Origin of the sequence: Nostoc sp., from assembly GCF_036917935.1 — a bacterium.
In the GTDB taxonomy this organism is placed as follows: Bacteria; Cyanobacteriota; Cyanobacteriia; order Cyanobacteriales; family Nostocaceae; genus Nostoc.
Map to the genome: position 1 here is coordinate 1 of NZ_JBALEL010000003.1, position 19,210 is coordinate 19,210.

Consider the following 19,210-nt stretch of genomic DNA (forward strand, 5'->3'; position numbering starts at 1 on the left):
TAAGCATTAATTATATACTTAGTAGTATATAGTACTTTGAAGTACGTAAACTTGATTAGCGATCGCTCTTGGGAAAAAACTTTTTGGTTTACTGATAATATCGGCAAAATCATTGCAATTAACATCACTACAGGTGATTACGAAATCGATAACGATTTCATCGTGGCTTGTTATCGGCTGCAAACTAAACAGCCAAACGCAATCATTTGGACAGAGCGAATTGGCTATGATGCTGTTTATGCTGTCGGTGGTACGTTGGTCAGGACAGCAAAGTGATACATGGAACAGTTGTTGGGCTTCAGGCAGTTATAAGTATGATTATTTGTCCTGCGAGGGGTGCAGAAGTAGAAATTGAATGTGTTGTCGATACAGGATTTGAAGGTTTTTAACCTTACCACTGACAGTAGTCACAGACCTTGATTTGCCTTACGTTGCGCCGATTAAAGCGAACCTTGCGGACAACTCTCGTATAATAACCAACGTTCATCAAGCCACTATTTTGTGGAATTGGCACAGAACGCGCGATCGCTCTTGGCGGGGTATAGCCCATCACATTCCAAAAAATTCTTGCCTGATAAATAACTCAAGTTAAAAGCGATCGCTGCGATGTCTGTTGACTCGCCGAAGAAGTGTTTACGCCTTTCTGAAGTTGAGTGGCGGAATCAATAATGAAATTAACAAGCATGACAGCATAAACATATTCTGTGTAGGAAGATACTTATTGTTGAACTTTTGGTATCATTTTGAGAGTACTTCAACTTTGTTTTCATGCCCTGTATTCAAGTCGATGTTAAAGTTACACCTCATAAGCTAGCTATTCACGTTGCTAAGGCTGAGGCATCTAAATCTGAGGTAATTATCAACGCTCCTAAGCATTACCCAGAGTGTACTGAGGATATGCCAAATCCTGACTTGAATCCTCCCATCGAAGTTATCAGAGGTAAAAGCAGCTATCATCTCTGGCATCAAACAAGCCAAACTATTTATATTTCTACGCCACAACAGTCATCACTTGTTTGATGATTCTTATCAGAACTAGTCGCAGTTGTCAATACTTTTTTACTTTACCTAAGAATGTAGGTAAATAAACTAGGCTGTGATTGGTTTATTATTCTCAGCTTAATTTAGTTCTAATCATGATCAAAAACACTACTCTAGATCCTCTAGTAACCGATGTTCGGTGTGAAGAAATTTGTCAGATTTTGGGAGAGACTTACAACCAGGAACGCTGGAACGATTGGCGCTGGCAAATGCGGCATCGGTTGACTAAGCTGGAGCATTTTCAGAAGTTATTAAGGCTTAGTGCTACCGAAGAACAGGGACTTTTAATCGCACCAGATAAGTTTGCTGTAGCTGTAACCCCATACTTTGCATCATTACTTGATCCAGAAGATCCGCTTTGCCCACTACGGTTACAAGTGATACCACGGCAAGAAGAACTAATAGTTAGTCCAGCAGACATGGTAGATCCATGCGGTGAAGATGACGACACTCCAGTGCCAGGACTCGTACACCGCTACCCCGATCGCGTGTTGCTACTTGCCCTAGACACTTGCGCTGCTTATTGTCGTTACTGCACCCGCTCTCGTTTGGTGAGCCAAGGTGAGATGTACCCAGTAACGCGGCGCTTGGATGCGATCGCCACTTACCTAGAGGAACACACCGAGATCCGTGATGTGCTAATCTCCGGTGGTGATCCTTTGTTGATGGCTGATGAACCTTTAGACAACTTGCTGGGGCGGCTGCGTGCCATTAAGCACATTGAATTTATCCGAATTGGTTCTCGTGTGCCGAGTTTCTTGCCGCAGCGAATTACACCGGAACTAGTTGCCTTACTTCGGAAACATCGTGTGTGGCTATCTTTGCACTTTTGTCATCTGCGGGAACTTACCCCGGAAGTAGCACAAGCTTGCGATCGCCTAGCTGATGGCGGCATTCCTCTAGGCAGTCAAACTGTGCTATTAAAAGGTGTTAATGATTCTGAAAAAGCCCTGAAGAATCTGTTTCACGGTCTTCTCAAGCTGCGGGTGCGACCTTATTACCTTTACCAATGCGACCCAGTTGTTGGCACCGCACATCTGCGAACAAGTGTTCAAACTGGGCTGGATTTAATTTCTAAATTGCGTGGTCATACTACTGGTTACGCTGTACCAACCTATGTGATTGATGCCCCTGGCGGTGGTGGCAAAATCCCAATTCAAGCTGAGACTCTACTTGCTTACGAGAAGGGTACAGCTACACTACGAAATTGGGCAGGTAAGACATACACTTATGTAGATCCAGTGGAGTAGGGGTAACACTATATATAAGTTGAGCGCCATCATCTAAAAGAGCCAATTGGAATAGTTCTGTTGACTTCTTGGCGAACCAAAAAACTAAGTAATCGCAGGAGAGTAGTTAGAGTGTTGATTGTGGGTAATACAAACCTAAAAGGTCGAGGTGTCTTCGCACAGAAGCGCTTTTTCAAAGGAGAGATTATTGAGAGAGTGCCAGTTGTTGTTATACCCGCAGAACAGGTTGAATTCCTAGATAAAACAACTTTGGGTAACTATTACTACGATTGGGAAGATAAAGCGGCGGCGATCGCTCTAGGTTTATCTTCCTTGATCAACCATTCTTACCATCCCAATAGTTATTATGTGAAAAATTTCGCCGAGGGAGAGTTGGATCTGATTGCCTATCGAGATATAGAAGCGGGAGAAGAAATTACTGCCAACTACAACGGTTCTCCTGATGATAAATCTCCTATATGGTTTGATGTTGTTGATGAGATATTTTCACTTAATTAAGGATTTAGTAATCGGAATTTCTTAATTAAGATACCTAATTTGGACATTAAAGCTAACAGAGAAAGCTTTCTCGCTGGGAATTATCGGGCTATGGGGTTATTAATTGGTCTGTGTTATGACCTGAAAGCAGACTATCTTAAGGCTGGTTTCAGTGCCTCTGAGGTGATGGAGTTCGACGATGAAGAAACTATCATCGGGCTGGAAGCTGCACTATTTCAGTTAGGTCATCAGATTGAACGTGTCGGCAATGGTAGAGAACTTGCTGGGCGCTTGGCAAAAGGCGATCGCTGGGATCTGGTTTTCAATATTGCTGAGGGTTTGCAGGGCCGTTCTCGCGAAGCCCAAGTCCCGGCTGTCTGCGAATTATTCGCTCAACCTTACAGCTTTTCCGATCCGCTTACCTGCGCTTTAACGTTAGACAAGGCGCTTGCTAAGAGGGTGATACGCGATCGCGGTTTGCCCACAGCCCCCTTTGAAGTGGTCAGTACTACCGCAGAAGCAGCAGCTGTGTCACTGCCAATGCCACTTTTCCTCAAGCCTGTAGCGGAGGGCAGTTCTAAAGGGGTAACTGGACGTTCTCTTGTCAAAGAACGCGAGGAGCTAGTAAATACTTATCAATTGTTACACGAACTTTTTCAGCAACCAGTACTCGTAGAAACCTTTCTTCCTGGTAGAGAAGTAACAGTGGGCATTGTTGGCAACGGTAGCAACTCACGAGTAATCGGTGTGATGGAAGTAATTTTTACAGGACTTGCGGAAGCTTTTGCCTATACCACCCTCAACAAAGATGAATATCTGGAACGGGTATCTTATCGTTTACTCATAGATCCCGAAGCACTGGCAGCACAGGCAAAGCAACTAGCGTTGGATGCTTACCATACTCTTGGTTGCCGTGACGCTGCCCGCGTGGATCTGCGCTGCGATGCTCATGGTGTGTTGCAGTTTATGGAGCTTAACCCATTGCCAGGGCTAGATCATATCCGCTCAGACTTGCCAATTATGGGACGTTTGGGTGGTGTGACATACACAGAAATCATTGCTGAAATAGTCGAGTCTGCATGGCAAAGGTACAAATGCTGAAGCTAGTTGCGAGGGTTTGTAGTAAGGACTTTAGTGCTTAGAAAATAAGGACTAAAGTCCTTACTACGAGCCATCAATTGTTTAGTTTTTCTCACTTAAAATTTATTTTAGCTGAAGTTTTTAGGACTGTTCAACCAGACTCTCAGAAGTCAAAAGATAAAAACGCCAAGTTAAAAGCACTGCACCCATGAGTAGCCCTAGTACTAAACCTAACCATAAACCTATAGCACCCCAGCCGAAAGTGAATGTCATCAGATAGCCGCCACCTAGACCTACCCCCCAGTAAGCGAACATAGTGATTAACACTGGTACTTTGGTATCCTTCAACCCAATTAAAGCACCAGCAGCAATAGTCTGAATAGAATAAAATATCTGGACTATTGCCCCCACAGCTAGAAAAGAAATTGCTGTTTTAACTATCTCGATATTATCCAGATTACTGGTGTCCAAATACATTGCCACAATATAGTTGGGAAACAGCCAAAAAATTAGTGCCACAATGCTCACAATGGGAGTAACAAGCGCAATGCAGACAAATCCTGCTCTGCTTGCACCCTTGAGATCATTTTGCCCCCTCATCTGCCCTACTCTCATCGTGACAGCATAGGAAATACCTATAGATACCGTTTCAACAAAACTTTCCGTCTCGACGGTAATTTCATGGGCTGCTAACGTGTCTGTCCCAAACCACCCCATCAGTAAAGCAGTGGCAGTGAATACTCCAATTTCTGCTCCATACTGTAACCCCAAAAACCATCCGGTTTGGAAGATATCTACAAACATCTCCCGATCAAATTTATCTAAAGCGCTATTAAGTTGGTATTCTTTAAAGTAGTTATCGAAGCAAATCCAACTGGCGGCGGCGATAAAATTCAGCCAAAAAATGAGTGTGCTTGCCCAACCGATACCAGCTAAACCAAGGGCTGGTAAACCAAATTTACCGAACATTAGGACGTAATTAGCAACCGCATTTAATAATAGTCCAGCCACCGTAATTACTGTTAAGAATTGGGGGCGATTGAGGGCAGAGCTAACTTCTTTTAAGATACAAAAACCGAGGGCAGCCGGAAAAGCCCAAACAATAGCTCGCAAATATGTTTGAGCCAATAATACATTGCTTTCTTCTTGACCAGTCAGCAGCAGGATATAGTCAAAGTGCCAAATGATAAACATCACAGGTAAGCACATTGTCACAGCTAACCAAATCCCTTGACCGGTAGCACGGCTAATTTGGTCTATTTTTCCTGCACCAAAAGCATTGGCGACATTCACACCCGCAGCTGAAAGAATAGAACGACAAACGGAAGCTAGAGTAGAAAAGGCAACAGCACCTAAAGCACCCGCAGCTAAAGCTTGGCTGTTAAGTAAGCCCATCATTACCCCATCCAATAAAGGAATGCCCGCTTCTAATATTTGAGTAATTACCAAAGGAACTGCCAATTGCAGACAGGCTTGGACTTCTAATATCAGTTCTGACTTAAATTCTTTTGAAGTTAACTCCATTGGGCACAAAAATTAAGGAAGGGGCTAAAAAGGTAACACTTAATACATTAAGATATATTAAGGCCACAGGTGCAATCAACTCAAGCTATTAGCGATCGCCTCACCCTCTGAATATAAAAAATTGCGTAGGCGCAGCCCGCCGTCGGCATCGCTTCAGATTGACTACGTGTAAAATATTACCTTTTAGCCGTAAAAGAGGAGAATTCAGGAGTGCCCACGTGTGAGTGCAGGTAGGGAGTTATTAATCTTCCCCACTCCCTACCTCCTCATTTCTACCCTCATACAGCAGAAATTACTGGCTCGGTAGTTTTGGGTGTGTAGTCGAATATTTGGCGACGATGCCGGAAATCTCCGGGTTGTAAAGCCTCAGATAATTCCAGTAATTGCCAAATACTTGCCGCACATAATTTTTAGTTTCATCAAAGGGAATTTCTTCAACAAACTCATCTGGATCTTTTGTAGTTAGAGTTTGCAGCCATTTGGAGACGTTGCCAGGGCCAGCATTGTAACTGGCGATCGCCAGCAATGAGTTATTGTTATATTGATCGTGGGTATGACCCAAATACCATGTACCCAGCATGATGTTATCATTGGGATTTTCTAAGTTTATTGTTTTGAAATCCACCTTGATTTGTGGGGCGATCCATTTAGCTGTACTCGGCAACAGCTGCATTAAGCCAGTAGCATCAGCGACAGATTTGATTTTTGGCTCAAACCGTGACTCTTGACGCATCAGAGCAGTTACTAGCAGAGGATTGAGTTGACGCTCAGTAGACCACTTTTCAATCTCTCGGAGATAGGGAATTGGATAACGGGCTTGCCAGTAGGTGATTTGTTTACTCAGAGTCTGATATTGGGCAAGTTCCGCTGGTATTTCCCGGTCTTCCAATTTAGAAATTTTGTCAATTCCGATGAGATTTTCTCCCTTAGCCTGTCGGATCAACCCTTCAGTAAATTGCTCTATTACCGTTGGCTGAATTTTGTTCTGAAATTCTGTTTGCCATTGTAACCAGGCATCGCGGTCTTGACCCAGCAGATACAATTCTTTGAAAGTTTCAGAACCAGCAGGCGGTACTGGGCGCTGGGGTGTGATTACTTCCGGGTTCATGACGCGCACATTGTCAAAATTGCCGACATTTAGCCCCAACATTGTCGCGGCTCGCCATGCATAGTAAGAGTAAGGAAACTGGCTAATCACATACTCATAAGCAGTTTTAGATTCTTGCTGTTTCCCCAGTGAAGCTGCCCATTTCCCTACCCAAAAACCTGCTCTTGGAGCCAAAATACTATTGGGGTTGTTGGTGACAATTGGTTCTGCCCATTGCCAAGCACCGACGTAATCTTTGGCATTGGCTTTATCTTGGGCGATTTTCCAGCGGTACTCTGCTGCTTCATCAGAATTACCGTATTTGGCTATGAGTAATTGCCACGCCGCGCTAGCTGACTTTTGATCCTTGAGAGTTTGGAGAGTTTTGGCTTTTTGTACCAGTGCAGTACCAGCTTGTTTGGGAAATTTACTAACTACCTGATCGAGATAGGGTAAGCCGTCTTTAGCTGTTTTTGCGGTTTCTGCTAACCGCAGTAGAGCATTCCCAGTTTCCTCAGTATTGGGAAATTGCTGCACCACTTGTTTATAGGTGGCGATCGCTTTTTCTTTATCTTTGCCTCCTACCTGTAAGCCCCGGGCAGTACGGTAAAGGTTGCGCGATGTTTTGGGTGCTTTGGCATAAGCATCCGCCGCTTTCGGAAATTGACTATTTTCCCAATAGCTGGTACCAATGAGTTCCCAGTCTTCGGGTTTGAGCGTGGGCTGTTTTACTAGCTGATCCAAAACACCCACTATACCCGGTTGATCGTAGGCATATTTAGCTAATATCAACTGTAATTGTGGCTGATTGGGATTTTCTTGCAAGCGTTTGCGGATAATTTCCCAAGTCAGAGGATTGGAAGGAAATTGAGCGATCGCGGTTTCTTGTTGCTTCGGTTGAGCAATTAGATATAGCGCTTTCACGGCGGCCGCTTCTTTGGGATACTGTTTCAGCACCCTTTGCCTAAGATCCGAAGCTTTGCCGTCCTCACCCAGCATATCCTCTGCCTGGGCTTGTTTCAGCAAAATGTAGGGCGCGAGGATGGGATAGTCTTTCTCTAGTCCTTGGAGTAAAACTAGAGCTTTTTGCCCTTGGGTTCTTTCAATATAATCACTCGCCAAAAGATAACGAGCGCGATTTCGGTCTGGCGAGCGCGATTCTTGGGCGATCGCTGCTAGTTTTGCCGCCCGTTCTGGCAGCGATTGCGATATCAGCCCAAAGACGACTGATTGGGCAATACTACCGTCTGATCTTTGCTCTGCTTTGTTCTGACTCAGTTTGAGCCATTTACCCAGAGACTTGCCAATCTCAGGTGCTGATACCATTGCCCCAGCTAAAAAGGCAAACAGTGCTGCACCCACAATTATCGAAATTTGCTTTTTCTGTAGTTTCTTCAGCATGAATACCCGCTGAAAAGTTCCGGTGAATTTCTTGAAACTCTAGCACTCCTAACCATCAGTGTTACCAATTTTTAATTTTAGATTTTTAATTTTATGTAGAAAAATACTAATTTTCAATCCTACAATTGGTAGTACTGAGTAATTAGCACATATTAGATACTATTACATCTATACTTGGATATATCTTCAAGGTTGTAGGAGGTAGCTCTTCACTTGGGGATTTGACTCCTACGGATTTGGAACTACTGAACTCTCGTACCCCTGCGGGAAGCTGAGGCAACAGTCCGAGTCTTAGAGGATGTTTGAAAAGTGTTTGACTGTGATTTTAATTGCGTTGTTACCCCCCTTAGTCCCCCCTTGTAAAGGGGGGAAACAAGAAAAATCCGGTTCCCTCCCCTTGTAAAGGCGAGGGTTAGGGAGGGGTAAAAATATTTGATACATTAATCACGACTTTTAAAACATCCTCTTAAACCCTTCCTCAATAAATGGAATTCGTTGCCACCACTTGGGCGCAATTTCCAGGTCATTAGCTGCTGCGCTTTCACCTAAAGGGGGATTTCAAAGCCTCTCCTCGCAACGGGGCTACGGTGTACACACAAATAAATGATTTAATTATCCCAAATCTCATTTTGTCGGGTGTGTTATCGCGTCAGCGTAACGCACCGTCAGAGATTTTCGCGGCGTTAGGACTTTAGTCCTAAGAGGATGTTTTAAAAGTCCTCTTGTCGGTATCAAAACATTTTAGATCCCCCTAAATCCCCCGATAAATTGGGGGACTTTGATTCCGGTTGCCCCCCTTTTTAAGGGGAGCCAGCGCGGTCTTGGGGTCTCCCCAAGTGGAGCGACTGGCGTGGGTTAGGGGGGATCAAAGTGCCTAAAATCACAGCCAAATACTTTTAAAACATCCTCTAATGCACCCTACCAAATTAAAGCTAATGTGGAGCAGGTTTTCCGATTTGTGTGTACACCGTAGCCTAAACAGGCAAAAGAATAGACCTCTTGCAAAAGTCCCCTAACAGCCCACCCCCAGCCCCTCCCCGCTTGCGGGGAGGGGAGACTTTGACGTAAGTCAAAGGCGGGGTGGGGTGCTTTTTTTGATTTCTGCAAGAAGTCTAATGGAATCGGGGTTTTTAGTATACTTTAAGACTTGACAAACATCCTCGAAATCCCCCATTGATTTTATTCTGAATTCTGACTTCTCATTTAAGTTTTTCGTGAGCAGCCAAAATAATTTTTTCGGTTTCTTCCCAGCTAATACATTTGTCAGTTACAGAAACACCATATTTTAATTCTTCTTGTTTACCAGTAATTGGTTGACTACCTTCATACAAATGCGATTCCAGCATCATGCCAACAATTGATGTATTACCATCCACTATTTGGTGAATAATATTTTCTAAGACAGCACCTTGTAATTTGTAATCTTTATTAGTATTGCCGTGGCTACAGTCGATCACAATTCTCGGTGGTAAATTTGCCTTTTTTAATTTCTCTTCTACCAGTTTGACATTTGCTGGATCAAAGTTGGGTTGACTACCACCCCTTAAAATTACATGACCATAGCCATTACCTTTAGTTTGAAAGACGCTGACCTGTCCGTTTTGATTAATTCCCAAAAAATTATGCGGGTTTCCAGCTGATTCTAGGGCATTCAAAGCTACTTGAATATTACCGTCAGTACCGTTTTTAAAACCTACAGGCATCGAAAGCCCACTTGCCATTTCGCGGTGAGTTTGTGATTCAGTTGTGCGTGCGCCAATGGCAGACCATGTAATCAGTTCACTGATGTATTGAGGTATGATTGGATCTAGGGCTTCTGTGCCAGCAGGTAATCCCAACTCTGTAATTTTTAATAGTAGCTCTCGTGCAATTAATAAACCATTCTCGACATGGAAAGAATCATCCATATCTGGATCGTTAATTAACCCTTTCCAGCCTACAGTTGTTCTTGGTTTTTCAAAATACACTCGCATAATTAGTAGCAGGTTATCCTTGACTTGCTCGGCCAAGATTTTCAACCTCTCAGAATATTCGAGTGCTGCTTTTGGGTCGTGGATTGAGCATGGGCCAACTACTATAAATTTCCTGCGATCCTGAAAATCTAGGATATCTTCTATTTCCTGCCTATATGCTAAAACTCTTTGCTCGGCTAATTGTGTTAAAGGTAATTTTGACTTGACTTCATTGGGAGTTAATAAAATGCGATCGTTCTCAATGTTAGCGTTGTCGATATTACTATTAAATAATTTGTTGTGCATGGGGATGCTCTGGCAATTCTATATACGCACTTCAACTCAAAAGTGTAACACAAACCCATGAGATTTTAAAATAGCTTATTTTCTGCTTGACAAATTTCTAATTAGACTGTAAGTGAATAAGATAATATAATAACTGAAAAAGGGGAAATATTTTCCCCTTTTCTTTGCTATCGGACTACTGAGTGAGTGGTAGTGTATATCATTACTGCCATACAAATACTTTGGCTTCGTATGGCCCCAAGTCAATTATGATGCCATCGTCACCAGCTTCGACATCATAATTGCCTGTCCACTCGTGCCATGTACCAGCACTAGGAAAGTTAGGAACATGATAGCCTGCTAGCAAGTTTTCTGAGAAATTTGCTATTACGACTACACGAGAACCTTCATCATTCCAACGAGTATAAGCTAATACTTTTGCCTCTGCATTTTCGTGGATAAAATCAATATTTTCCGTGTAGAGAGCATGATTGCTTTTACGCAGGTTGGTCAAACCTTTGTAGGATTCAAATAAACTCCGATTTAAATCATTCCCTAACAGCGTCCAATCGATTTTGGATGATTCAGGTTGTTTAGGTTTATACTCGCCAAATTCTTCTCCCATCCAAATCAAAGGTACGCCAACAGCAGTCATTAGAATGGCTACTCCTAATTTAACCCGCCTAAAGGCTTCTTCGTCAAAAATCTCACGGTTCCCCAGTTCAACCATGACATGGTTATGGTCGTGGTTGGTGAGATAATTTACTACATTGGTGGCACCCAAAAAACCTTGGCGTTTGCAGTCAATGACATCTTTGAGACGCTCTAAATCAAATGTATCACCGCAAATGTGTTCTAGAATACAGTGATAAAAACTGTCATGCCAGCAACCATCCATTGGCCCATCTACATTGGTAATGCTGGTAGTTTCAGGAATGTGTTCGGCAACATTGTAAAAAGGCTTCATGCTAGCAGTTTTTTTGGCTTCCTGAACAATCCAGTGCATGAAGTCGTAGTTAGCAATTTGCCGCGCGGCATCATAGCGAATACCATCAAGATGATATTCTGATATCCAAAAACGGATTGCCTCACCAGTAAATTTCCAGGCTGGATGAATATCTAATTTTTCATCATAATGTTCGTAATTAAACTCAGGCCCCCAATTATTATCAGGATCACGAGGTTCATGATGATACCAATAATCGTGGTCAATTTGTGTTAAAGGAGCAGATGCTTCTGAGTGGTTATAAATACCGTCAAGAATTACACGAATACCTTTGCCGTGACACTCATCAATCAAATTTTTCAACTCAGCCGTAGAACCATAACTTGATTCTGTTGCAAAGAAGTGGCGCGGATTATAACCCCAGCTATAATCACCAGGATATTCTTTAAGTGGCATCAACTCAATAGCGTTGATTCCTAGTTCACACAAATAATCTAACTTTTCAATGACGTGTTTGTACTTACCTCGTGCATAAGGATCATCCTCGCCACCAGAAAAGTCACCGACGTGCAATTCATAAATTACTAATTCGTGGTCAGCAGGTAAAGGTTTATCATCATGTTGCCAAACATAAGTATCCGTAATCTTTTTCCCATCTTTAACCCGGATAACACCATCGTCTTTTCCACTTTGTTCATCTATATCAGTTGCATAAGGATCTGTAACATCAACCCATTGTTCTGGTTCAAAAAACCATGAATTTGACTGGATGCGAAATTTATATTTATAAACGCCATCTTCTAGTTCAACACTTGTGCGGAAATAACCATCATCACCTCTTTCCATTGGAATTTCTTGCCAATCAGAAAAAGAACCAATTAATGCGGCTCCTTTGTTGTAAGGTGCAAATAAATTAAATTCAATCGGCTTTGCCATAGAAGTGTTTGTAAGATCAAGGGTTGATAGATATATTCTCTGATGCTCAATTGAATTTGCAAATAGCTCTAGAGAAATAATTAGCTCGAGAGTGCTTCTATCTTCAGGAATAACTTATAATTTTTTTATAAAAGTTAACCATAGTTTTTTGATTTTTGGCTGTTTATAGCATTTTTTTGTTGACTAAAGTGCAGATTTACTATATTAAAAACATTACTATAAAACTAATAGTTTTTATAAGATTATAATACAGCAGATATTCGGTAAAAATAGGATATTTTTTTGCCAAATATCTACTATAAAATTACTCTTTCTTGTTGTTAGTTTGTTGCAAATAACTTAACAACCAATTCGCCGCCGTTGCCCTACGAGTTTGCCGCGGCCCAAATTCCCCAATTTTGTAACCTTTGAAACCCAGTTTTTCTTTTAGCATTTGTTTATTTTCAACAGGAATGGAACGAGTCAACTTGACAGTTGCGGGGCGAGATTCAATGAAATCTGGTGGTTGTGGGTACTCATTCTGCCATTCTGGTGCAACTTGGCTAGTGTCCCATTGTGCAATTGAGGAGTCATAGCGATAGCCTAAATAATGCCATAGCAACTGGTTGACTGTGGCATCATTAAGTTTATCGTCAAGAATTGCCAAAATTGTTTCTGTATTAAGTGGTGGCAGGTTAGACATAAACAATTCAAAATTCCAAGTGGAAAAACTGACTACTGATTAAATTACAGCAGTTTTTAGGTATTTAAACTACAACTTAGATGGGGAGTGGTGTATTTCAATTACTTGAAAAGCGCTAGAAATGTACAAAAGTTAGTAGGTAGTAAGAAAGATCGGGATTAATTTCGCGAGTTGGAGTTAAAAACAGATTGTGTATACACAAACTAGGTAGACTGGAAATCGTAAAGATTAGACCAGTCTATGCAGAATTCCACAGCACTGCCAAAGATCATTCGTGCCCATGTATTCATTTCTGGCCGAGTCCAAGGAGTGGGCTATCGCTACGCCACTGTAGATACAGCTAGGCAGTTGGGATTAAGCGGTTGGGTGCGGAATCTTCCCGATAGTCGAGTAGAGGCAATCTTTGAAGGGGGGCGAGAGATTGTAGATAACATGGTTCGCTGGTGTCACTCTGGGCCACCGGCTGCTGTGGTTAAAAATGTTGTGGTTGAATATGAAGTACCGGAAGGGTTGCGGGGATTTGAAGTTAAGCGGGTTGAGTAGGGAGTTAACAAGGGCACAGGAAAGAAAAACTTTTCCTACTGATCCCTTGAAGCAGTTAACCGCCTGTGAAAAATTTTGATTACAATGCAGATGTCCACTAGATGGCGTGCTGTCTATCCAGGTAAATCCAGAAGATACTAAATGAGTAATCAATTAAAAGACTACAATCCCAGTGGCGTAGGTGAAATAAATGGCAACCTCTTAGGTTTGCCTTGCGATTATGAGTCTGCAAACTTGATTGTCTTTGGTGTGCCGTGGGAAGTCACTGTTTCTTATGGTGCTGGCACTGCTAATGGCCCACAGCGAATTCTAGATGCTTCGACTCAACTAGATTTGTTCGATTTTGATAACCCCGATGGTTGGAAGCAGGGAATTTTCATGGAGGAAATTCCCCAAGATATTTTAGAGAAGAACACATACTACCGTGCTTTGGCAGCAAAAATTATCGAGCGATTAGCCCAAGGTAAACAACTCTCAGATACACCAGATTTAACATCTGTCCTGACAGAAATTAATCAGGCTGGTAAACAGGTTAATCAATGGCTGTTTGAAAATTGTCAGGCAGCAATAAATAATGGTAAGCGAGTTGCAGTCATTGGTGGAGATCACAGTTCGCCTTTAGGTTATTTCCAAGCATTAGCAGCTAAATACCCAAACTATGGCATTTTGCACATTGATGCCCACGCAGATTTACGCGATGCTTATGAGGGATTCGAGTTTTCCCATGCATCGATTATGTTTAATGCGATGAAAATGCCGCAAATTTCTAAGTTAGTGCAGGTAGGTTTGCGTGATATTAGTCATGATGAAGTGCAAATGATTGACCAATCTGATAGTCGCATTATTGCTTATTACGACCCAGCTATTAAGCAAAAGCTTTACTCTGGCATAACTTGGATTGATTTATGCCGAGAAATTATCAGTCATTTACCTGAGTATGTTTATATTAGCTTTGATGTAGATGGTTTAGATCCAAAACTCTGTCCGAGTACAGGTACTCCTGTTCCAGGTGGGTTGGAATTAGAGCAAACATTTTGTCTGTTCCGGGAATTGGTCAATAGTGGGAGAAAAATTATTGGCTTTGATATCTGCGAAGTCGGTGATGCGGAGTGGGATGGTAATGTAGGAGCGCGGGTAGTTTACAAGTTGGCAAATTTGATGGATTTATCAAACAGAATTTAGGAGTCAGGAGTCAGAATTTAGAGTGAATTGGAATCAGATTGGCGGAAAAATAAACGGGTTTAAGCACGGGGCTAACTGCTCAATTGATTGTTTTCGAGGTAAAGCTTTTGCAGGTTGATGAGTTGGACAATCCAACTACTTAGTGAAGCCTGAGCTTCTGAGTTCTTAGTTGATTGCCGTAGGACTATAGGGCGTTTTGATTGAGTGCATTTTCATCCAGTATTTGTATAAGGAACAAACAATCAGTACATCAACGTCTGTCTATATATAGCGGTTCTCAGTTGAGTGAGGTACAAGAACCCCACCCCCAACCCCCTCCCCGCAAGCGAAGAGGGGACTATGATCTATCTCATCTGATTAGGAAACGCTGTATCTGTTTCCGAACACAAATACTAAACTAATTCTAACTGCTGAAGTTTTGGAATTATATTCTTTATTGTCTATTAGTGGCTGGATACTATTTATTTGTTCTATCTTACTATGAAAATCATGCTGAAAAACTACTTTAACACCAATCAAGCGCGAATTTTCACTGCTTTGATTTTGACTGGAATTTTGTCTGTTGCTAGCGGTTTAACACTTGTCAAAGGTGCTACGGGCGCTTCTGCGAATTTCTCCCTAGAAACAAGCAATGAAGTTCTCAAAGACAATATTAAACCAAACCGTTTGCCACGTCCAGTAGCTAACGCCGTACTGCGAGATTTAGCCCGCAGACAGGGAATTTTTACTAGACAACTGCAAATTATTGATTACAATCAACAGACTTGGCGCAATGGTTGCTTGGAATTGCCTCAAGCTGATGAAATCTGCACGCAAGCGTTAGTTACTGGTTGGCGGATTGTAGTATCTAATGGCAAAGAAAACTGGATTTATCATACCAATAACAATGGGCGATCGCTACGTTTAGCTTCGGCAAATACTCCCTCAGAAAATCTGCCAGATAAATTACCTGCATCTGTAAAAAATGCGGTTTTACAAGCCGCATCCAGACGTTTGCAACAGCCAATTTCTCAGTTAACCATTATTGAGGTTCAACAGCAAACTTGGAGAGATAGCTGTTTAGAATTAGCTAATGCTGATGAATTCTGTACCCAAGCTTTAGTATCAGGCTGGCGGGTGGTTGTTGGTGCGGTTGACCAAACCTTAGTTTATCATACCAATCAAACAGGTTCCGCACTCAGGCTGAATCAAAAGGCTAACGAAAATACACTGGCCCCTGTACAAATTCCAGCTAGTGAGTTACCACCACCGTTAGATCGAGATATAGTATTTCGCCAAATTTCCAGTGGGGGTTTTGCTGGCAGAACCTACCAGACTGTTTTACTCAAAGATGGGGGACTGATTCGCGTGCGGATTGGTGATGCTAATGATTCTGAACGTAGTGTTCGCCGCGTTTCTGTGCAACAAGTACAACAATTTGTGCGATCGCTAGAACGTTCTAAGTTTAGTAAATTTCGGAATTTGAGTTACCCAGCCCCCAGTGGTGCTGCTGATTATATCACCTACACCCTCACCAGCCAAGAAGGTACGGTTAAGTACAACGATATTTCTCAAAATAACCTGCCGAAGAATTTACAGACAGCAATTAAAGCTTGGAATCAAATCGTAGCCAGCGCCCAATCATAAACCTTATTGATGGAATTTAAGAATACAAAGAGTGGAGGATACTCTGCGGGATCTTGCTACAGACTCGCCACTCTCTTACAAAGTGACGGGTTTGAAATTTCCTAGTGGCGATCGCGCTATCTTGAAAGATGAACTTTCAAGATAGCGAAAATAATGTGCAGCTTCACAGAGAATTGCTATAACCTAATTCGCCGTTTTGTAAAATACCACATAGGATTAAAATTAAAGATGAAGACAACTATTAAATATAAGCTGCTTAAAAATCAATATTGTATTTAATTGTCAATCCTCCAAAAGAAGTATATTAAAAATATTAATCAAGCTTATTTAGTTTAAAATGATGGGTAAGCAAGTTTTTAGTAAGGACTAAAAACCCTCAAAACTAGCTTGACAAAGTACTAGTACAGCACGACGGAAATCCAGCTACCATCTTAATTAACCAGAGAAGTTGCTCTAAACAACTTGTTAAAGGTAGGCAAACTTCCGCCATAGTGAACTAGTCGTTTTCGCTCAACCATAGTGGATTGATGTGAAAAAATAGCAAACTTAATCAATTAATATCAATTTTAGTAAAAAAACTAAGTAATAATAACTTCTACAAATTTTGGCCAAACAGGCTTGTATATTAATCAAACATTTGAAAGAATAGCTAAAATAATCACTAGTAGTGCTAAATTATTAATTGTTAGTTATGCTGAGTTATTAATTTTCACTATGATGATAGCGTCATCTAGCAAAAATTAGAGGTTTTATCTTCCTATCGCTTAAAATCTTCTCTTTCCTGAGAATCTTCCTTTTAAAGATAAGTCTAAAGCCTGTTTCTATACCATAATGAAAGACCAAGTACTAAATCGGATTTTTAACAAACCTTCTTTTTACCTTAAGTTTGAACGCTTGGAACTGGATGATAATTTCTGCATCATAGATACATCCGAACAAGTACAACGGTTTGCAGAATATCCTGATGAGGTGCTACGGGGAAAAGATATCCGGCTAAGTTTTCCAGAGTTGATCGGACTTGAAGATATGTTAAAAGCTCTCCTACAAGGGGAGCAAAAACTGTTTGAATTACAAGCAATTGAACGATATTTTGAGCATAAATTGCATCTATATATAGATATATATATTATCGGTGAACAGCAGGAAAATAAATTAATACTCTTGATTGAAGATGTTACAGATAGGCTTGTTTTAAAGCAAAAATTAGCACAACAAACTAAGAAAACTAATCTGCTATCGAGTGCTTTAATCTCATACAAAAATTACATTGAACAAGTAATTACTTCAATGGCAGATGCTTTGTTAGTAACCAGTAATTTAGGAAAAATAAAAAAAGTCAATCGTGTTGCTCAAGAATTATTTGGTTTTCGGGAAGAAGAATTAATTAATCAACCAATATCACTGATAATTGATGATGAACAACTGCTAATAAACGCAATTTATCAACATTCTTATTTGAAGCGAAGTTCACAGAATATAGAAGTAGTTTGTCGAACAAAAACTAGAGAAAAGTTGTTGATTGCTTTTTCTTGCTCAGTGATTGTGAAAAAAACAGAAGGACTAGAAGATATTGTCTACATTGGTCGGGATATTACTGCTTGGCAACGCCGGGAACAGCGTACAAGTGCCCAGTATGCTATTACTCGCATATTATCAGAATCACAGAGCATAAAGCAGGGAATTCCACAAATTTTGCAGTCGATTTGTCAAAACTTGGGATGGGATTTAGGCGAACTTTGGACAGCAAGCCAATATATTGGCACTTCGGTACAGGGAGATAGCCTCAATGCAGTACTAAGGTGTGTGGAAATTTGGTCAAGTCGAGTAATTTCGGCGCGAGAGTTTAAAGCAATCACCTGGCAAGCTACCTATACACCTGGTGTTGGCTTACCTGGTCGAATTTGGATCAGACGTTTGCCCTTGTGGATTAAAGATATCACAGTAGATGGAGATAAAAGGCGATCGCTACCTGCTGCTGAGGCTGGATTGCACGCAGCTTTTGGCTTCCCGATTTTAGACGATAGTGAAATCTTAGGAGTGATGGTTTTTTTTAGCCGGGAGTTACAACCAAAAGATAAAGATTTATTGCAAATGATGGGTTCTATTGGTAGCCAAATTGCCCAGTTTATCAAACGTAAACAAGCAGAAAATGCTCTTGTAGAAAGTGAAGAACGATATCGAGATTTATTTGAAAATGCTAATGACTTGATTCAATCCGTCAATCCATCTGGTCATTTTTTGTATGTCAATCGTGCATGGCGAGAAACTTTAGGATATAGCGAAGCTGAAATTGCGAATATGAGTGTTTTCGATATTATACATCCAGAGTTTAAACAACACTGTTTGCAAAGATTTTATCGCGTGTTGTCAGGAGAAAAGTTGGGGGAACTAAAAGCCGCATTCGTTACTAAAGACGGTCAAACAATCTTTTTAGAAGGTAACATTAACTGTAAATTTGTCGAAGGTCATCCAGTTGCGACTCGCGGCATTTTTCGGAATGTCACCCAGCGACTAGCAGCAGAAGAAGCGTTGCGCCATCAGCAGAAAGAAACCGAACGTTTATTGCTGAATATTTTGCCAGCCGCAATTTCTAAAGAACTGAAGGAACCACCAGCTAGCATTGCCGAAGACTTTGCTGATGTCACCGTTTTATTTGCAGATATCGTCGGCTTTACCGAAATTGCTACTTCTATGAGTGCAATTCAACTGCTGAACTTACTCAACCCAATTTTCTCAGCTTTCGATCGCCTCACCAAACAACATGGTTTAGAGAGAATCAAGACCATTAATGATGCTTATATGGTAGTAGGCGGCTTGCCCATACACCGCCCAGATCATACTGAAGCGATCGCTCTGATGGCACTGGATATGCAAACTGCGATCGCTCTATTTAATACTGAGAATAACCAAAATTTCAGCATCCGTATCGGCATCCATAGTGCTTCCGTAGTGGCGGGAGTAATTGACGTGAACAAGTTTACTTATGATCTCTGGGGAGACACGGTAAACATCGCTAGCTGTATTGAATCCCAAGGGATTGCTGGTAAAATCCAGGTTACAGAAGATACTTATAAGTGCTTGTGTGATGAATTTTTATTTGAAAAACGAGGCGAAATCGAAGTTAAAGGCAAAGGGAAAATCACAACTTATTTGTTGATTGGACGGAAGTGAGAAAAGGGGAGTGGGGCATATTAAAAC

Annotated in this window: 15 protein-coding genes; 9 read left to right on the plus strand and 6 right to left on the minus strand. The window is 41.4% G+C overall.

The window, feature by feature from the left end; translation table 11 throughout:
* The first annotated feature begins 36 nt into the window (after positions 1–36).
* Positions 37–276: a hypothetical protein gene (locus tag V7K62_RS02830; RefSeq protein WP_334861489.1), complete on the plus strand. Its 240-nt coding sequence runs from the start codon at positions 37–39 to the stop codon at positions 274–276.
* 115 nt (positions 277–391) lie between these two features.
* Here V7K62_RS02830 and V7K62_RS02835 read toward each other — a convergent pair whose 3' ends face one another.
* Positions 392–553, minus strand: a complete 162-nt coding sequence (locus V7K62_RS02835) for a hypothetical protein (protein WP_334861491.1) — start codon at positions 551–553, stop codon at positions 392–394.
* Positions 554–768: 215 nt separating this feature from the next.
* Between V7K62_RS02835 and V7K62_RS02840 the strand changes: the two genes are divergently transcribed.
* The 4 genes from V7K62_RS02840 to V7K62_RS02855 all read left to right on the plus strand — a co-directional run bounded on the left by V7K62_RS02840 (position 769) and on the right by V7K62_RS02855 (position 3,869).
* Positions 769–1,020 carry a hypothetical protein gene (locus V7K62_RS02840; RefSeq protein ID WP_334861493.1) on the plus strand — a complete coding sequence of 84 codons (252 nt, stop codon included), beginning with the start codon at positions 769–771 and terminating at the stop codon, positions 1,018–1,020.
* A gap of 116 nt (positions 1,021–1,136) precedes the next feature.
* Positions 1,137–2,291 carry a KamA family radical SAM protein gene (locus tag V7K62_RS02845; RefSeq protein WP_334861495.1) on the plus strand — a complete coding sequence of 385 codons (1,155 nt, stop codon included), beginning with the start codon at positions 1,137–1,139 and terminating at the stop codon, positions 2,289–2,291.
* A gap of 120 nt (positions 2,292–2,411) precedes the next feature.
* The gene (locus V7K62_RS02850) at positions 2,412–2,789 is read left to right on the plus strand and encodes an SET domain-containing protein (protein ID WP_334861497.1); all 378 of its coding nucleotides are present in this window, start codon (positions 2,412–2,414) and stop codon (positions 2,787–2,789) included.
* Between the two features lie 39 nt (positions 2,790–2,828).
* Positions 2,829–3,869 carry a D-alanine--D-alanine ligase family protein gene (locus V7K62_RS02855; RefSeq protein WP_334861498.1) on the plus strand — a complete coding sequence of 347 codons (1,041 nt, stop codon included), beginning with the start codon at positions 2,829–2,831 and terminating at the stop codon, positions 3,867–3,869.
* Positions 3,870–3,989: 120 nt separating this feature from the next.
* Here V7K62_RS02855 and V7K62_RS02860 read toward each other — a convergent pair whose 3' ends face one another.
* The 5 genes from V7K62_RS02860 to V7K62_RS02880 all read right to left on the minus strand — a co-directional run bounded on the left by V7K62_RS02860 (position 3,990) and on the right by V7K62_RS02880 (position 12,661).
* On the minus strand, positions 3,990–5,372 hold the full coding sequence (locus V7K62_RS02860; protein ID WP_334861500.1) for an MATE family efflux transporter: 1,383 nt from the start codon (positions 5,370–5,372) through the stop codon (positions 3,990–3,992).
* A 292-nt stretch (positions 5,373–5,664) separates the two neighbouring features.
* The gene (locus tag V7K62_RS02865; RefSeq protein WP_334861502.1) at positions 5,665–7,860 is read right to left on the minus strand and encodes a lytic transglycosylase domain-containing protein; all 2,196 of its coding nucleotides are present in this window, start codon (positions 7,858–7,860) and stop codon (positions 5,665–5,667) included.
* Between the two features lie 1,199 nt (positions 7,861–9,059).
* Positions 9,060–10,118 carry a 3-deoxy-7-phosphoheptulonate synthase gene (locus V7K62_RS02870; protein ID WP_334861504.1) on the minus strand — a complete coding sequence of 353 codons (1,059 nt, stop codon included), beginning with the start codon at positions 10,116–10,118 and terminating at the stop codon, positions 9,060–9,062.
* Positions 10,119–10,320: 202 nt separating this feature from the next.
* Complete coding sequence (locus tag V7K62_RS02875) at positions 10,321–11,979, minus strand: alpha-amylase family glycosyl hydrolase (RefSeq protein WP_334861506.1); 1,659 nt, start codon at positions 11,977–11,979, stop codon at positions 10,321–10,323.
* 304 nt (positions 11,980–12,283) lie between these two features.
* On the minus strand, positions 12,284–12,661 hold the full coding sequence (locus V7K62_RS02880; RefSeq protein WP_334861508.1) for a DUF1823 family protein: 378 nt from the start codon (positions 12,659–12,661) through the stop codon (positions 12,284–12,286).
* Between the two features lie 240 nt (positions 12,662–12,901).
* Between V7K62_RS02880 and V7K62_RS02885 the strand changes: the two genes are divergently transcribed.
* From V7K62_RS02885 to V7K62_RS02900, 4 genes are all read left to right on the plus strand, one after another.
* Entirely contained in the window at positions 12,902–13,204 is a 303-nt protein-coding gene (locus V7K62_RS02885; protein ID WP_334861510.1) for an acylphosphatase, read from the plus strand.
* A 141-nt stretch (positions 13,205–13,345) separates the two neighbouring features.
* Positions 13,346–14,386 (plus strand): agmatinase SpeB, encoded by a 1,041-nt coding sequence (speB, locus tag V7K62_RS02890; RefSeq protein ID WP_334861512.1) that lies wholly within the window; start codon positions 13,346–13,348, stop codon positions 14,384–14,386.
* A 480-nt stretch (positions 14,387–14,866) separates the two neighbouring features.
* Positions 14,867–16,012, plus strand: coding sequence for a hypothetical protein (locus V7K62_RS02895; protein ID WP_334861651.1), 1,146 nt, complete (start codon positions 14,867–14,869; stop codon positions 16,010–16,012).
* A gap of 831 nt (positions 16,013–16,843) precedes the next feature.
* Positions 16,844–19,183, plus strand: a complete 2,340-nt coding sequence (locus tag V7K62_RS02900) for an adenylate/guanylate cyclase domain-containing protein (RefSeq protein ID WP_334861514.1) — start codon at positions 16,844–16,846, stop codon at positions 19,181–19,183.
* The last annotated feature ends 27 nt before the right edge of the window (positions 19,184–19,210 follow it).

What these genes read in the sequence shown, in the direction of transcription:
- V7K62_RS02885 (WP_334861510.1), top strand. Translation starts at nt 12,902, where the DNA reads ATGCAGAATTCCACAGCACTGCCAAAGATCATTCGTGCCCATGTATTC.
- V7K62_RS02860 (WP_334861500.1), bottom strand. Translation starts at nt 5,372, where the DNA reads ATGGAGTTAACTTCAAAAGAATTTAAGTCAGAACTGATATTAGAAGTC.
- V7K62_RS02895 (WP_334861651.1), top strand. Translation starts at nt 14,867, where the DNA reads ATGAAAATCATGCTGAAAAACTACTTTAACACCAATCAAGCGCGAATT.
- V7K62_RS02845 (WP_334861495.1), top strand. Translation starts at nt 1,137, where the DNA reads ATGATCAAAAACACTACTCTAGATCCTCTAGTAACCGATGTTCGGTGT.
- V7K62_RS02840 (WP_334861493.1), top strand. Translation starts at nt 769, where the DNA reads ATGCCCTGTATTCAAGTCGATGTTAAAGTTACACCTCATAAGCTAGCT.
- V7K62_RS02875 (WP_334861506.1), bottom strand. Translation starts at nt 11,979, where the DNA reads ATGGCAAAGCCGATTGAATTTAATTTATTTGCACCTTACAACAAAGGA.
- speB (WP_334861512.1), top strand. Translation starts at nt 13,346, where the DNA reads ATGAGTAATCAATTAAAAGACTACAATCCCAGTGGCGTAGGTGAAATA.
- V7K62_RS02900 (WP_334861514.1), top strand. Translation starts at nt 16,844, where the DNA reads ATGAAAGACCAAGTACTAAATCGGATTTTTAACAAACCTTCTTTTTAC.
- V7K62_RS02870 (WP_334861504.1), bottom strand. Translation starts at nt 10,118, where the DNA reads ATGCACAACAAATTATTTAATAGTAATATCGACAACGCTAACATTGAG.
- V7K62_RS02880 (WP_334861508.1), bottom strand. Translation starts at nt 12,661, where the DNA reads ATGTCTAACCTGCCACCACTTAATACAGAAACAATTTTGGCAATTCTT.
- V7K62_RS02865 (WP_334861502.1), bottom strand. Translation starts at nt 7,860, where the DNA reads ATGCTGAAGAAACTACAGAAAAAGCAAATTTCGATAATTGTGGGTGCA.